Raw genomic sequence first — 13,821 nt, forward strand, 5'->3', positions numbered from 1 at the left:
CGCGACCATAAAAAGGCAGCAACGCAAGAGGCATGAACAATGAGCCAGGCTGAAGCCCAAACTGAGGGCAAGTTGACCACAGAAGCAGCCCGCATTCCCGTTACCGTTCTGACCGGATATCTGGGCTCGGGTAAAACCACGCTTCTCAACCGCATTCTGACCGAAAATCACGGCAAGCGTTATGCGGTAATCGTCAATGAATTTGGCGAGATCGGTATCGACAACGATTTGATCGTCGAGTCAGACGAAGAAATCTACGAAATGAACAATGGCTGCATTTGCTGCACCGTGCGCGGCGATTTGATTCGCGTTGTGCAGGGCCTGATGCGCCGTCCGGGTCGTTTTGATGCGATCATCGTTGAAACAACTGGCCTTGCCGATCCGGTTCCAGTTGCGCAGACCTTCTTCATGGATGACGATGTACGCGCGAAGACGGTTCTCGATGCCGTTGTTGCCCTCGTCGATGCCAAGCATCTTCCACTGCGCCTGAAAGACAGCCGCGAAGCCGAAGACCAGATCGCATTTGCTGACGTGGTACTGATCAACAAGACTGATCTTGTCACACCGGAAGAACTGGCAGCTGTTGAAGCAACCGTTCGCGCGATCAATCCGCATGCCATCATTCACCGTACCGAACGTTCGGCCATTCCGCTTGATCGCGTGCTTGATCGCGGTGCCTTTGATTTGAAGCGCGCGCTCGAAAACGATCCGCACTTCCTCGACCACGACCATCCGGATCATGTTTGTGGCCCTGATTGTGACCACGATCACGGGCATGATCATCACCATCATCATGGGCACGATCATCATCACCACCACGATCATGACCATACATGCGGCCCGGACTGCAATCATGACCATGGGCATGAACATGGCCACGACCACCATCATCACGACCATGCATCACCGATCCATGATGTGACTGTAACTTCTGTTTCGCTACGTTTGGGTGAAGTCGACCCAGCGAAATTCTTCCCATGGATTCAGAATATCACCCAGACACAGGGTCCAAATATTCTGCGTCTAAAGGGCATCATCGCGTTTAAAGACGACCCGGACCGCTACGTTGTTCAGGGCGTGCACATGATCATCGAAGGTGATCACCAGCGCGCATGGAAACCAGAAGAAAAGCATGAAAGCCGTCTGGTCTTTATCGGACGTGAACTGGATGCGGCTGAACTCAAAGCTGGCTTTGAGAACTGCCAAGCCCAGTAAACTTAGCAAAGTAAAATTGGACACTGATGCCTACAGTTGCCCCACTCGACCTTCACGGTCATTGCCTTTACGCCCGTTTTATCAACGGCGTTCCGTTCTTTGCTCTGGCCGATGGAACCATCCATCGGCTGGATAACGGCCACCAGACCAGCGAAGCGCATGACGGTTTGCTGAGTGCAACGCTGTCCTTTGACGGCAAGTCGCTGCTCACTGGCGGCGAGGATGGCCGCGTCTGCCAAACCGCATCGGATGGCGCAGTCACAGAGCTTGCCAAAGTTCCGCGCAAATGGATGACGGCAATTGCAAGCGGCCCAAGCGGCACTGTTGCTTTCGCCTCAAGCCGCTCGGCATGGGTGCGCACATCCAACGGCAAAGTGCAGGAATATCCGCAGGAGCGCAGCGTTGAAGGCATTGCTTTCGCGCCAAAAGGCCAGCGTCTGGCAATTGCGCGCTATAATGGTGCAACGCTGATCTGGACCGGCACGGAAGCAAAGCCTGTGGAGTTGGAATGGAAAGGCGCACATATCGGTGCAATCTTCTCGCCCGATGGCCGTTTCCTGATCACATCGATGCAGGAAAACGCACTGCATGGCTGGCGATTGGAAGATAACAAGCACATGCGCATGACCGGCTATCCGGCCAAGGTTAAGGATTGGTCTTGGAGCGCGAAAGCCAAGTGGCTTGCAACCTCCGGCGCACCAGCGGCAATCGTCTGGCCATTTGCTGGCAAAGACGGCCCGATGGGCAAGGCACCTCTGGAACTGGGGCTTCGCGGCGACAGCATGGTCACATCCGTCGCCTGTCACCCAGTCGAAGATATCACCGCCATTGGTTATAATGACGGCATGGTGCTTCTCGTGCGCTTTGAAGACCAGAAGGAAGTTCTTCTGCGTCGTCCCGGTAAGGGTTCCATCACCAGCATGGGCTGGGACAATCACGGAACACGTCTTGCCTTCGGCTCTGAAACGGGCGACTGCGGCGTCATCGATATGACAACCACCTGACGAAAACAGTCAAACAAAAGGCCCCGATTGGGGCCTTTTGATCACTTCGCTTTCATCGTGACCGTTGGCCCGCCATCGGGACCAAGGGAAGCCACCCATTGGCTGATAGCCGACGCATCCTTGTCGCCAAGCATATGATCTGCCTCGATCATACGGGCATCAACCTTCGCCCCACCAGCACGCAACAGTGCCGAGAGAGCCGGTGCGAATGGCGAATAAAGCTTATCTTCCTGCCCGGTAATCGTCAGCACGCGCGTCTTACCCAGATTAGCGACCGATACATTATCCAGAACCGGCATTGAGCGCATCAACACAGCACGTTTTACCAGATCCGGGTGCAGCATCATGGTTGCTGCCAGCAGATTTGCGCCATTCGAATAACCAACGAATGTCGCATGTGGCAGGTCAAGATCCTTCTCGTCAGCAAGGCGCGTGAGGAAAGTCACAAACGCATTGGCTTCGAGTTTCACATCTTTCTGGTCAAATTTGACAGGCGTAATGCGCTTATACCAGCGCGTACCACCATCCTGCATCACGCGACCGCGGACACCGAGAAGCGTTGCACGTGGCCAGATTTTTGATGCCATCGGAACGAGGCTGGTTTCATTGCCACCTGAACCGTGCAGCAAGACAATCAACTCGTTTGACGCGTTTTCAGGCTTATAAAAACGATAGATGAACCGCTTGCTACGCGAGAAATTCTGCTCCGGCGTCGTTTCAACATCCATTTTCTTGTCACGCATTGTTACGCCCTCACCCAGCCGGAGAGTGCCAGTTTCATCTTTCATAGAAGCAGAGATGCCGTTTAACGCCATGCCTTGTGACTTACTCACAACCTTAACCGGCATGAGTTCACCCTCTGCAAAAGCAGTGGTTGTTGTTGCTGCGAGCGCCATCATTATGGCGGCTATAAACGTCTTCTTTACCATAAGAACAATTTGCCACTTATATGTTAACGAAGGTTTTAAGGCAGCCCCCCGGATCTGATTGAGACCCGTGCCAATTCAATTTACGCGGTGCTCTTAACAGCAGAGATTGAGCAAGAATGTGACGAAAACACGCAAAATTACAATCTGTTACATTACTGTTACACTTAATTTTGCCTATCAACATCATGTGAGGCATAATTGAATGGCAAAAAAATCATTCTTTTGACGTGTTTAGAGCGAAAACTGCCCTAGCTTTAAAAAATAAATCTGGCGGAGAAAATTTTGATATGAGCAGCTTCAAGCCTGGCCGTTTTTCATCTGCCCGCCTCAATTCGGGCGATGTGACACCGAAAAGTCTCTATCTGCGTCGACGCGAATTTCTCATCGGCGCAGGTGCAATCGCTGCAACAGGCTTTGCATCAGGCGCTTTTGCCGATCCGCTGAAAGCAGCCGCTTCGGGCTATAAGGTCGATGAGAAACTGACACCAAAGGAAGCGGTCACCACCTATAATAATTTCTACGAATTCGGCACTGACAAGAGCGATCCTGCCGCCAATTCGGGAAACTTCAAACCGTTGCCATGGCGCCTGAAAGTCGACGGGCTGGTCAAACAACCCAAAGAATTCGACATGCAGGAGCTGATTGCCAAGATGCCGCTTGAAGAGCGCATCTATCGAATGCGCTGCGTCGAAGCATGGTCGATGGTCATTCCGTGGATCGGCTTTCCGCTGGCAAGCCTGCTTGCACAAGTCGAACCGCTCGGCTCCGCCAAATATATTGCATTCACAGGCGTTGTGCGGCCAGAGGAAATGCCCGGTCAGACGGGGCTGTTCCAGGTTCTGAACTGGCCCTATGTTGAAGGATTACGCCTTGATGAAGCCATGCATCCGCTGACCCTTCTATCAGTTGGCCTCTATGGTGAGACATTACCTAACGCCAATGGCGCGCCTATCCGTCTTGTTGTGCCGTGGAAATATGGCTTCAAAGGTATCAAGTCGATCACGAAGATCAGCTTCGTGGAAAAACAACCGCCGACATCATGGCAGCAACAGGCGGCCAATGAATACGGCTTCTATGCCAATGTGAACCCCGACGTCGATCATCCACGCTGGTCACAGGCAACTGAACGCAGAATTGGCGAAGGCAGCTTTTTTAGCGCCAGCCGCCGCCCGACCTTGCCGTTCAACGGCTATGGCGAAGAAGTAGCATCGCTTTATACGGGCATGGATTTGCGGAAAAACTACTGACATGGTCGCCAAATCCCGCTCAGCGCGCATCAATGATTTGAAAATCTGGGGCCTCTACGCTGTCGGGCTGCTCCCCGCTGTGTGGACTTTTTATCTTGCCGCAACCGACCAGCTGGGCGCTGACCCGATCAAAAGCTTCGAACATACGCTTGGTCTCTGGGCACTGCGGTTTCTGATCCTGACGCTTCTCATAACCCTCATACGCGATCTAACAGGTGTCAGTCTGTTACGTTATCGACGTGCGCTTGGGCTGCTGGCCTTTTACTATGTGCTGATGCATTTCGCTGTCTATATGGTGCTGGATCAGGCGTTGAATATTTCGTCCGTCATTGCAGACATTGTGAAGCGACCGTTCATTACCATCGGCATGATCAGCCTTGTATTGCTGTTGCCTCTGGCACTGACATCGAACAACTGGTCTATCCGAAAGCTTGGGCGGCGATGGGTTACGCTACACAAGCTGGTCTATATAGCCATTGCAGGTGGTGCGATTCACTTTTTAATGTCAGTCAAAAGCTGGCCTGCCGAACCGGTTATTTATGCCGGAATTGTCGCAATGCTTTTGTTGTGGCGCGTGGCGCGTCCATTCTTCAAAACAGGCAAACAAACAAAGCGCCCGCGTGAAGCTGCACTAATATTAAAGAAATAAGTTACAGCAGCTTTGTTTCAAGAAACTCTAATCTATGAGATAAATCGGCTTACCCACAGGATAGGCGATGACATTGAACTGCAAATCATGCCAATATCACACCGCGATTGATAATTGAGACGGCAAGCGAATACGGGATATCCATGTCATCTATCTTGAAATCCAAACCCGTCCGCTTCACGGTCAAGTTCATCTTTGTCTTATTCGTAATACTCTTTGCAATCTGGTCCAGCTTCGGCATGTGGTTCCAGCTACCCTTTGGCGATGCTGTTCGTGGCTCAATCATTGTTGCGTGGTTGGCAATTGCGCTTTGGGTCATTGCTGGTGAACGCCAGTTTTATTGTCGGCGCAAGCGGCTGTTTTTCTGCCTACTCGCACTGATCTTTCTTGGCTGGTGGTCAACGATTCGGCCATCACTCGACCGCATTTGGGCGCCCGAAGTTGCACGCACCGTCACCGGCAAGGTGGATGGCAATCAAGTCACGCTCTACAATGTGCGTGATTTCGACTGGCGGACGGTCGACGACTTCACGCCTGCCTGGAAAGATGAAACCTATAACCTAGACAAAATAACATCTGTTGACCTGTATCTTTCTTATTGGACGGGCCCGGCCATCGCCCACACCCTGCTGTCGTTCGGCTTTGAGGATGGGCGGCACGTCGTATTCTCTGGCGAGATTCGTAAGGAGCATCACGAGAGCTACTCTGCAATTGGCGGTTTTTTCCGGGAATTTGAACTGGCGATGATCGCGGCAGAGGAAAGCGACATTATTTTCCTGCGCACCAATGTCCGCAAAGAAGATGTTTATCGCTATGAGATCGATCTTCCACAAGCAGCGGCGAAGGAGCTCTTCCTTTCTTACGTAGAGCAAGCAAACCAGCTTGCTCAAAAAGCCAAATTCTACAACACGGTGACGACCAACTGCACGACCATTATCTTCCAGATGGCGCGGTTTCTCGATCCGGGCATTCCATTCGATTACCGCATTCTGCTGTCTGGCTATCTGCCCGGCTACCTCCATGATCATGGATGGCTCAAGAACAATGACAGCACCACCGAAGAAGCCCGCCAGCGCGCATCTATTGATGCGAAGGCACAGGCAGGGGATCGCGAAGGCTATTCCGAACGCATTCGCCAATAAAAAAACCCCACTTGCGCGGGGTTTCAAATCAGCAACTGCAATCAATTAGATTGCAGCGGTTATGATGATTTCGACCTTGTAGTCAGGCGTTGCAAGCGCTGCTTCACCAGTCGCACGCGCTGGCGTATTGGCCTTATCGACCCAGCTGTCCCAGACTGCGTTCATTTCTGCAAAATCCTTCATATCAGCAAGCCAGATGATCGCCTGAAGGATCTTCGACTTGTCTGAACCTGCAGCGGCCAGCAGGCGATCGACTTCAACCAGAACGGCTTTGGTCTGGTCGGTCACGCTTGCACCTGGCTCACCAACCTGGCCAGCAAGATAAACGGTATTGCCGTGAACAACGGCCTGGCTCATACGTGGTCCGACTTCGATACGACGGATGCTCATGGTGAACTCCTCTCATGACTGCAGCGGATTTATCCGCATATAAAAAATGTGCAAGTTCTTATGAAAGCACCCGCCCGCTTTGGCAATGGCTGTTACGTATATAGTATCGAGAATTATTGCCGGGCGATTGACTCTTTCAGCCCCTTTCCCTATAAGCCGCACCACGTTCGCCCTTAAGGGTTAATGGGTGGCTTTTGCTATCCTGCTTTATGGGAAAAGAACTCGCTCCTGTTCAATAGAGCTTGGTCCTGAAACGTAAATATAGATTTCAGAAACGACCTGCTCGTCGAAAAGACAGAACCAAGAAGGGCCGCACACCGCGGTATTAAATAAATGAAGCGCACTTTCCAGCCATCCAATCTCGTCCGCAAGCGTCGCCACGGCTTCCGTGCACGTATGGCAACTGCTGCCGGTCGTAAAGTTCTTGCTGCTCGCCGTTCGCGCGGTCGCAAGCGGCTTTCCGCTTAATCTTTCCCCGCGCGACCAGCGCGGTGATTAAAGATATGAAAAAGCAGAAACAAATACTCCGCCTTCGCAAGAGAGCGGAGTTTTTGTCTGTGAGGAATGGTGAAAAACGGCGTGGTCCACTGTTTCTTTTGGAAGTCCGGGAACGGACAGAAGAAGAATCTGCGGCTGCCAAAATTGGCGAAAAGCCCCGCGCAGGCTTCACTGTCACCAAGAAAAACGGCAATGCAGTCGTACGCAATCGTATCCGTCGCAGGTTGCGAGAAGCAGTTCGTTGTCACGTAGGGAGTGACATGGCGCTCTCGACCGACTATGTGATCGTAGCACGCGAGCAAGCACTTACTGCGCCCTTTTCGCAACTGACCGCAGAACTCTCCAAACGCATTAAAGCCAAGGGTGATCGGCGGGGCGAAAAGAAACGCCGAACGGAAAGACCGGAATCAGGACCCGTCGATGGAAAATAATCGTAATTTCTTCATAACCATTGCCCTGTCCATCCTCGTATTAACGCTGTGGCAAGTATTCTATCTGGGACCGAAAACGGAAGCCCAGCGTGAACAGACACGCATTGAGGAACAACAGCGCCAGACCCAGCAAGCCACTCAAAGTGGTCAGGGCAGCGCTCAGGGCGATACTCCACAGATTTCCGGCACTCCCGGTGCAGTGCCGGGCCAGCATGACAGTGCAGCCGCAGCGGGAACACTGACACGTGAAGCAGCTGTTGCGCAGTCGCAGCGCGTGGACATCGATACGCCTTCTCTGCGCGGTTCGATCAATCTGACCGGCGCCCGCCTTGATGATCTTTATCTCAAGAAGTATCGCGAAACGGTCGATCCGAACTCGCCTGAGATTGAATTGCTCGCTCCATCGGGTCTCAAGCAAGGCTACTTTGTCGAACTGGGCTTTGCCGGCAATGAAGCTGTTGGTCAGGTCCCCGGTCCGAACACCGTCTGGTCGGTCGACGGCAACAACAAGCTGACACCGTCGACACCTGTTACGCTGACCTACACCAACGATAAGAACATTACCTTCAAGCGCGTCATCTCGGTTGACGATGCTTATATGTTCGCAGTCGACGACACGATCACCAACAACACCGGTGCTCCAGTTTCGCTGGCATCCTATGGTCGCGTCACACGCTTCAACCAGCCTGAACATGCAAGTGCGACCTATGTTCTCCATGAGGGCCTCATCGGCGTCATGGGTCAGGATGGCTTGCAGGAAATCAAATATTCCAAAGTCGAAGACGACAAGGATATTTCATTCAAAGACGTCGTTGGCGGCTGGGTCGGTATCACCGACAAATACTGGGCAGCGACACTCGTTCCGCCCCAGACAGAAAAATTCACGGCCCGCTTCTCGCATTTCACCGATGGTCGCCCACGCTACCAGTCCGATCTTCTGAGCGCACCGGTTACCATTGATGCCGGTCAGTCGCAGACGATCAAGAACCATGTGTTTGCTGGTGCAAAGGTTGTTCAGGACATCCAGAACTACGAAACTAAGCTCGGCATCAAGCAGTTCGAACTGCTGATCGACTGGGGTTGGTTCTACTTCATCACCAAGCCGATGTTCTACCTCATCGACTGGATCTACAAGTTCTCCGGTAATTTCGGTGTGGCTATTCTGCTCGTCACCGTTCTTCTCAAGGGCCTGTTTTTCCCGCTTGCCAACAAGTCTTACAAGTCGATGGCCCGCATGAAGCTCGTGCAGCCAAAGATGACGGAAATCCGCGAGAAATATGCGGATGATAAGATGAAACAGCAGCAGGAAATGATGCGTCTCTACAAGGAAGAGAAGATCAATCCACTTGCAGGTTGCTGGCCAGTTCTGGTGCAGATTCCAGTATTCTTCGCGCTCTATAAGGTTCTCTACGTTACCATCGAAATGCGCCATGCGCCGTTCTTTGGCTGGATTCACGACCTTGCAGCACCTGATCCAACATCGATCTTCAACCTGTTTGGTCTTCTACCCTATGCAGTGCCTGCATTCCTCATGATCGGCGTCTGGCCAATCATTATGGGCATCACCATGTTCCTGCAGATGCGCATGAACCCGACGCCTCCGGATCCAACACAGGCCATGATCTTCACATGGATGCCGATCATCTTCACCTTCATGCTGGCATCTTTCCCGGCCGGTCTCGTGATCTACTGGGCATGGAACAACACACTGTCCATTCTCCAGCAGGGCTTCATTATGAAGCGTCAAGGGGTCAAGATTGAACTCTTCGACAACCTAAAAGGCCTCTTCAGGCGAAAGCCGAAAGAAGCAAAGAAATAAATAGATTAAAAGCCCTGCTCACGCGGGGCTTTTTTTGTGCCCCATCATGCTCAATGGTTGACAATACAGCGTGTAACCTTGATGCGTGTATTTAATAAAAGACACGTATCAGGAAGACGACATTGAGCGATCAGGACAAAAAGCTGGCAGCAGCCCAATTAGCAGCAGATGCGACACGCGCAGCGCACGCAGCCTTGGTCGAAGAAGGCCGGCTGTTGTTCAAGAAGTCGTGGATCTTCATCCGTGGCGTACCTTCTATGAAATTTCTGCCGCTGGAAGGCCCTGTAGAAATCGCCTTTGCCGGACGTTCCAATGTCGGCAAGTCATCGCTGATCAATGCAATTGTCGGCAAGAAGGGTTTGGCGCGCACATCGAACACACCGGGCCGGACACAGGAGCTCAACTATTTTGTTCCCGATGGCTATTCGGGTGAGAACGGCGATTTGCCGCCGCTCGCACTCGTCGATATGCCGGGCTATGGCTTTGCCGAAGCACCAAAGGCCCATGTGGATGCATGGACACGTCTCGTGTTCGATTATCTGCGTGGCCGCACGACATTGAAGCGCGTTTATCTTCTCATCGACTCGCGTCATGGCATTAAGAAGAACGATGCCGAAGTGCTCGACCTGCTCGACAAAGCAGCCGTGTCGTATCAGATCGTGCTGACAAAAATCGACAAGATCAAAGCCGCTGGCATTCCACGCTTGCTTGAAGAAACCCACGCGCTCACGAAAAAGCGCGCGGCCTGTTTCCCCGGCATCATAACCACGTCATCTGAAAAAGGCCTCGGCCTTGATGAGTTGCGCGCTGCTATCGCATTGGTTGCCAAGGAATAGTCTGAAATCATAAAGCGGTTTTCATAAGCGCCAAACTGCTTTAAAAACGCTCCCGATTTGCCCCGTCGCCAGCCATGGAAGCCACGATGACGACTCTTGAAAGTCCTGAAATGCAAGCGCAACTCCTTTCCGCAGCCCTGCCCTATATGCAGCGCTACGAGAACAAGAATGTCGTGGTGAAATATGGCGGACACGCCATGGGCAACCCGGAACTCGGCAAAGCCTTTGCCCGAGACATCGCGCTGTTAAAGCAATCAGGCATCAACCCAATCGTTGTGCATGGCGGTGGCCCACAGATTCAGGCGATGCTGACAAAGCTCGGCATTGAATCGCGCTTTGAAGGTGGCCTGCGCGTCACCGACGAAAAGACGGTTGAAGTGGTGGAAATGGTTCTGGCCGGTTCGATCAACAAGGAAATCGTGGCCCTCATCAATGCCGAAGGCGAATGGGCCATCGGCCTGTGCGGCAAAGACGGCAATATGGTTTTTGCGCGCAAAGCGCACAAGACGATTGTCGATCCCGATTCAAACATCGAAAAAGTGCTTGATCTGGGCTTTGTCGGCGAACCGGCAGAAGTTGATCGCACGCTTCTCGATCTGCTGGCGCGTTCCGAAATGATCCCGGTGATCGCACCTGTCGCACCGGGCCGTGATGGGCATACCTACAACATCAATGCAGATACGTTTGCTGGTGCCATTGCTGGCGCGCTGGCTGCAACACGCCTGCTGTTCCTCACCGATGTTCCCGGCGTTCTCGATAAGGACAAAAACCTCATCAAGGAATTATCTGTTGCCGATGCGCAAGCACTGATCAAGGACGGCACGATCTCCGGCGGTATGATCCCCAAGGTCGAAACCTGTATCGATGCAATCCGCCGCGGCGTTGAAGGTGTTGTCATTCTCAACGGTAAGACACCCCACTCGGTTCTGCTTGAACTTTTCACCGAACATGGCGCCGGCACGCTGATCGTGCCATAAAAGACCGATGACCAACCAACCCGAAGCCTCGGCCTTTGCTCACGTCACTGACTGGGTATTTGACCTCGACAACACGCTCTATCCGCACGCCGCCGATCTGTTTTCGCAGATCGACGTGCGGATGACGAACTATGTCGAGAAGCTGCTTAATCTGCCACGCGATGAAGCACGCAAGATTCAAAAGCAGTTTTATCTGGAATATGGCACCACGCTCAAAGGCCTGATGGAATGTCACAAAATCGATCCGGACGATTTTCTCAAACACGTCCATGACATCGACTATACGTGGCTGACACCTGATCCGGCTTTAGGCGAGGCAATCCGCGCCCTGCCCGGTCGTCGCTTTATCTTCACCAATGGCGATCGCGGCCATGCGGAACGAGCAGCAAAGCAGCTCGGCATTCTCGATGATTTTGACGACATTTTCGACATTGTTGCAGCTGGCCTGACACCAAAGCCGGAGCGCGTGACCTATGACCGCTTCCTTGGTGCTTTTGGCATTGATGCACGAAAGGCCGTCATGTTCGAGGATCTGGCACGCAATCTCGTTGTGCCAAAAACACTCGGCATGAAGACAGTGCTTATTGTGCCCAATAATTTTGAACCGACATTCTCAGAGATTTGGGAAAGCGATCCGGAATTCACCGATCAGGTTGATTACGTCACCGACAATCTGACCCAGTTCCTGCAAACCATAAATGCAGGCCGTTAAAAAAGCCCGGCTTAGAGCCGGGCTTTTTCTTTTTACATCAAAGCTTATAGAAATTCTTGATCTCGTCCCAAGCTTCGTCGGCTGTATCAACAAAGGTCAGCAACTCAATATCGGCAGGCGAAATTGTGCCCTGCTCTGCAAGAAACTCAATATTGATCGCCTTGCTCCAGAACTCTTTGCCAAACAGAATGAGTGGCATGCGTTCCATGCGGTCGGTCTGGATCAGTGTCATGGCTTCAAACAACTCGTCCATAGTGCCGAAGCCGCCGGGGAATACGCAGATTGCCTTCGCACGCATAAGAAAGTGCATCTTGCGCAGCGCAAAATAATGGAAGTTGAAGCAGAGTTCCGGCGTCACATAAGCGTTTGGTGCCTGCTCATGCGGCAGCACGATATTGAGACCAATAGTCGGCGCGCCAACATCGGCCGCGCCGCGATTGCCCGCTTCCATCACGCCCGGACCGCCACCCGTAACCACGATGAACTCACGATAATAGGTCGTCGCTGCATATTCAGAGCAGATACGGGCAAATTTGCGCGCTTCTTCATAATAGCGTGCATTCGCCTCTAGGTTTTTTTTCTGAACTTCATTCTTCGCCGCCCATGCTTCGCCGCCCGGCTCTGGAATACGGGCGCCACCAAACATCACGACCGTAGACTTGATGCCACGATCCGCAAGGATCAGTTCTGGTTTCAAAAGCTCAAGCTGAAGCCGTATCGGACGCATATCGCGACGCGTCATGAAATCATCATCCATGAAGGCAAGCCGATAGGCTTCGGCCTCGGTCTGAGGAGTCTTTGGCACAGTACGCGCCTGTTTAACGGCCTCCTCAGAATTGGGGAAAGGCGTCCAGCCAGTCTTCTCCATCGGGTTCATGCTTGCCTGCTCCTTCAATTTCAATGCGTATTGTTGCCTTAGCATTATTTTCAGCGTTAAATTCTTAATCTGGCGCAATTGCGTTGAGTTATTTCAAACAATAACGCGATTGACCCATATCCTGCCTTCGCTTAATCACTTGGCTGACAACTGCCGACCAAAAAAGACGGCAGCCGCTTTTCCTGCCATTTTATGGAGACCGCCATATGACCAAGCCAGATTTCGCCCCCCTTGAAAAGGTCATCGAAAAGGCTTTTGACGAACGCGATGGCATCAGCACAGCAACCCGCGGCGAAGTTCGCGATGCTGTTGAGCAGTCGCTGCTTTTGCTTGATCGCGGTGAAGCGCGTGTGGCAGAAAAACAGGCGGACGGCAACTGGCAGGTTAATCAGTGGCTTAAGAAAGCAGTCTTGCTTTCGTTCCGCCTCAACCCAATGCAGATTATCAAGGGCGGCCCCGGCGAAGCTTCCTGGTGGGACAAGGTGCCTTCCAAGTTTGACGGCTGGACAGCCAATGAGTTCGAAAAGGCTGGTATTCGCGCCGTGCCAAATTCGGTTGTGCGCTATTCAGCTTACATCGCACCAAACGCGATCCTGATGCCATCTTTCGTCAACCTCGGCGCTTATGTCGATGAAGGCACAATGGTCGATGCATGGGCAACTGTTGGCTCCTGTGCACAGATCGGCAAGAATGTGCATCTTTCGGGCGGCGTTGGCATCGGCGGCGTTCTGGAGCCAATGCAAGCTGGCCCAACCATCATTGAAGACAATTGCTTCATCGGTGCGCGTTCGGAAGTCGTTGAAGGCTGTATAATTCGCGAAGGTGCCGTGCTCGGCATGGGCGTCTTCATCGGCAAATCGACCAAGATCGTTGACCGTGCAACCGGCGAAATCTTCTATGGCGAAGTGCCGCCATATTCGGTCGTTGTTGCAGGCACAATGCCAGGCAAGCCATTCCCGAATGGTGAAGCTGGTCCTGGCCTCTATTGCGCTGTAATCGTCAAACGCGTTGATGAAAAGACCAGATCGAAGACTTCAATCAATGAACTGCTGCGTGATTGATTCTACCACTTGATCAAAGAAAAAGGCGAAGCTC

General features: G+C 52.5%; 15 protein-coding genes. 12 read left to right on the forward strand and 3 right to left on the reverse strand.

The genetic code is table 11. The features are described 5' to 3' along the window. Positions 1-39: 39 nt before the first annotated feature. Both RI570_RS03655 and RI570_RS03660 read left to right on the forward strand, forming a co-directional pair. The gene (locus RI570_RS03655) at positions 40-1,215 is read left to right on the forward strand and encodes a GTP-binding protein (protein WP_313827025.1); all 1,176 of its coding nucleotides are present in this window, start codon (positions 40-42) and stop codon (positions 1,213-1,215) included. Between the two features lie 26 nt (positions 1,216-1,241). Beyond that, complete coding sequence (locus RI570_RS03660; protein WP_313827027.1) at positions 1,242-2,219, forward strand: WD40 repeat domain-containing protein; 978 nt, start codon at positions 1,242-1,244, stop codon at positions 2,217-2,219. A gap of 41 nt (positions 2,220-2,260) precedes the next feature. Here the strand turns inward: RI570_RS03660 and RI570_RS03665 are convergent, their stop codons facing one another. Continuing rightward, positions 2,261-3,118 (reverse strand): alpha/beta hydrolase, encoded by an 858-nt coding sequence (locus RI570_RS03665; RefSeq protein ID WP_313828539.1) that lies wholly within the window; start codon positions 3,116-3,118, stop codon positions 2,261-2,263. A gap of 317 nt (positions 3,119-3,435) precedes the next feature. On the opposite strand from RI570_RS03665, the gene msrP reads away from it, so the two are divergent. The 3 genes from msrP to RI570_RS03680 all read left to right on the forward strand — a co-directional run bounded on the left by msrP (position 3,436) and on the right by RI570_RS03680 (position 6,186). Further along, complete coding sequence (gene msrP, locus RI570_RS03670) at positions 3,436-4,395, forward strand: protein-methionine-sulfoxide reductase catalytic subunit MsrP (protein ID WP_313827028.1); 960 nt, start codon at positions 3,436-3,438, stop codon at positions 4,393-4,395. A 1-nt stretch (position 4,396) separates the two neighbouring features. Continuing rightward, positions 4,397-5,044, forward strand: a complete 648-nt coding sequence (msrQ, locus tag RI570_RS03675; protein WP_313827029.1) for a protein-methionine-sulfoxide reductase heme-binding subunit MsrQ — start codon at positions 4,397-4,399, stop codon at positions 5,042-5,044. Between the two features lie 143 nt (positions 5,045-5,187). Beyond that, positions 5,188-6,186 carry a DUF4105 domain-containing protein gene (locus RI570_RS03680; protein WP_313827030.1) on the forward strand — a complete coding sequence of 333 codons (999 nt, stop codon included), beginning with the start codon at positions 5,188-5,190 and terminating at the stop codon, positions 6,184-6,186. Between the two features lie 45 nt (positions 6,187-6,231). Here RI570_RS03680 and RI570_RS03685 read toward each other — a convergent pair whose 3' ends face one another. Then, positions 6,232-6,576, reverse strand: a complete 345-nt coding sequence (locus RI570_RS03685; RefSeq protein ID WP_310009588.1) for a RidA family protein — start codon at positions 6,574-6,576, stop codon at positions 6,232-6,234. A gap of 333 nt (positions 6,577-6,909) precedes the next feature. On the opposite strand from RI570_RS03685, the gene rpmH reads away from it, so the two are divergent. The 6 genes from rpmH to RI570_RS03715 all read left to right on the forward strand — a co-directional run bounded on the left by rpmH (position 6,910) and on the right by RI570_RS03715 (position 11,849). Then, positions 6,910-7,044, forward strand: a complete 135-nt coding sequence (gene rpmH, locus RI570_RS03690) for a 50S ribosomal protein L34 (RefSeq protein ID WP_094505388.1) — start codon at positions 6,910-6,912, stop codon at positions 7,042-7,044. Positions 7,045-7,079: 35 nt separating this feature from the next. Next, positions 7,080-7,505 carry a ribonuclease P protein component gene (gene rnpA, locus RI570_RS03695; RefSeq protein WP_313827033.1) on the forward strand — a complete coding sequence of 142 codons (426 nt, stop codon included), beginning with the start codon at positions 7,080-7,082 and terminating at the stop codon, positions 7,503-7,505. Then, positions 7,495-9,324, forward strand: a complete 1,830-nt coding sequence (yidC, locus tag RI570_RS03700; RefSeq protein WP_313827034.1) for a membrane protein insertase YidC — start codon at positions 7,495-7,497, stop codon at positions 9,322-9,324. The genes rnpA and yidC overlap by 11 nt, the downstream gene beginning before the upstream one ends. A 122-nt stretch (positions 9,325-9,446) precedes the next feature. Continuing rightward, positions 9,447-10,160, forward strand: coding sequence for a ribosome biogenesis GTP-binding protein YihA/YsxC (gene yihA, locus RI570_RS03705; protein ID WP_409558615.1), 714 nt, complete (start codon positions 9,447-9,449; stop codon positions 10,158-10,160). A gap of 86 nt (positions 10,161-10,246) precedes the next feature. Then, positions 10,247-11,137, forward strand: coding sequence for an acetylglutamate kinase (gene argB, locus RI570_RS03710; RefSeq protein WP_313827035.1), 891 nt, complete (start codon positions 10,247-10,249; stop codon positions 11,135-11,137). A 7-nt stretch (positions 11,138-11,144) separates the two neighbouring features. Continuing rightward, entirely contained in the window at positions 11,145-11,849 is a 705-nt protein-coding gene (locus RI570_RS03715; RefSeq protein WP_313827036.1) for a pyrimidine 5'-nucleotidase, read from the forward strand. Between the two features lie 37 nt (positions 11,850-11,886). Here RI570_RS03715 and RI570_RS03720 read toward each other — a convergent pair whose 3' ends face one another. Continuing rightward, positions 11,887-12,726, reverse strand: coding sequence for an LOG family protein (locus tag RI570_RS03720; protein WP_313827037.1), 840 nt, complete (start codon positions 12,724-12,726; stop codon positions 11,887-11,889). Positions 12,727-12,932: 206 nt separating this feature from the next. On the opposite strand from RI570_RS03720, the gene dapD reads away from it, so the two are divergent. Further along, positions 12,933-13,787 carry a 2,3,4,5-tetrahydropyridine-2,6-dicarboxylate N-succinyltransferase gene (gene dapD, locus RI570_RS03725; protein WP_313827038.1) on the forward strand — a complete coding sequence of 285 codons (855 nt, stop codon included), beginning with the start codon at positions 12,933-12,935 and terminating at the stop codon, positions 13,785-13,787. Positions 13,788-13,821: the final 34 nt, after the last annotated feature.

It is taken from the genome of Brucella pseudogrignonensis, from assembly GCF_032190615.1.
In the GTDB taxonomy this organism is placed as follows: domain Bacteria; phylum Pseudomonadota; class Alphaproteobacteria; order Rhizobiales; family Rhizobiaceae; genus Brucella; species Brucella pseudogrignonensis_B.

What these genes read in the sequence shown, in the direction of transcription:
- RI570_RS03655 (WP_313827025.1), top strand. Translation starts at nt 40, where the DNA reads ATGAGCCAGGCTGAAGCCCAAACTGAGGGCAAGTTGACCACAGAAGCA.
- RI570_RS03715 (WP_313827036.1), top strand. Translation starts at nt 11,145, where the DNA reads ATGACCAACCAACCCGAAGCCTCGGCCTTTGCTCACGTCACTGACTGG.
- dapD (WP_313827038.1), top strand. Translation starts at nt 12,933, where the DNA reads ATGACCAAGCCAGATTTCGCCCCCCTTGAAAAGGTCATCGAAAAGGCT.
- RI570_RS03720 (WP_313827037.1), bottom strand. Translation starts at nt 12,726, where the DNA reads ATGAACCCGATGGAGAAGACTGGCTGGACGCCTTTCCCCAATTCTGAG.
- yidC (WP_313827034.1), top strand. Translation starts at nt 7,495, where the DNA reads ATGGAAAATAATCGTAATTTCTTCATAACCATTGCCCTGTCCATCCTC.
- RI570_RS03665 (WP_313828539.1), bottom strand. Translation starts at nt 3,118, where the DNA reads ATGATGGCGCTCGCAGCAACAACAACCACTGCTTTTGCAGAGGGTGAA.
- RI570_RS03660 (WP_313827027.1), top strand. Translation starts at nt 1,242, where the DNA reads ATGCCTACAGTTGCCCCACTCGACCTTCACGGTCATTGCCTTTACGCC.
- msrQ (WP_313827029.1), top strand. Translation starts at nt 4,397, where the DNA reads ATGGTCGCCAAATCCCGCTCAGCGCGCATCAATGATTTGAAAATCTGG.
- rnpA (WP_313827033.1), top strand. Translation starts at nt 7,080, where the DNA reads ATGAAAAAGCAGAAACAAATACTCCGCCTTCGCAAGAGAGCGGAGTTT.
- argB (WP_313827035.1), top strand. Translation starts at nt 10,247, where the DNA reads ATGACGACTCTTGAAAGTCCTGAAATGCAAGCGCAACTCCTTTCCGCA.
- rpmH (WP_094505388.1), top strand. Translation starts at nt 6,910, where the DNA reads ATGAAGCGCACTTTCCAGCCATCCAATCTCGTCCGCAAGCGTCGCCAC.
- RI570_RS03680 (WP_313827030.1), top strand. Translation starts at nt 5,188, where the DNA reads ATGTCATCTATCTTGAAATCCAAACCCGTCCGCTTCACGGTCAAGTTC.
- msrP (WP_313827028.1), top strand. Translation starts at nt 3,436, where the DNA reads ATGAGCAGCTTCAAGCCTGGCCGTTTTTCATCTGCCCGCCTCAATTCG.
- RI570_RS03685 (WP_310009588.1), bottom strand. Translation starts at nt 6,576, where the DNA reads ATGAGCATCCGTCGTATCGAAGTCGGACCACGTATGAGCCAGGCCGTT.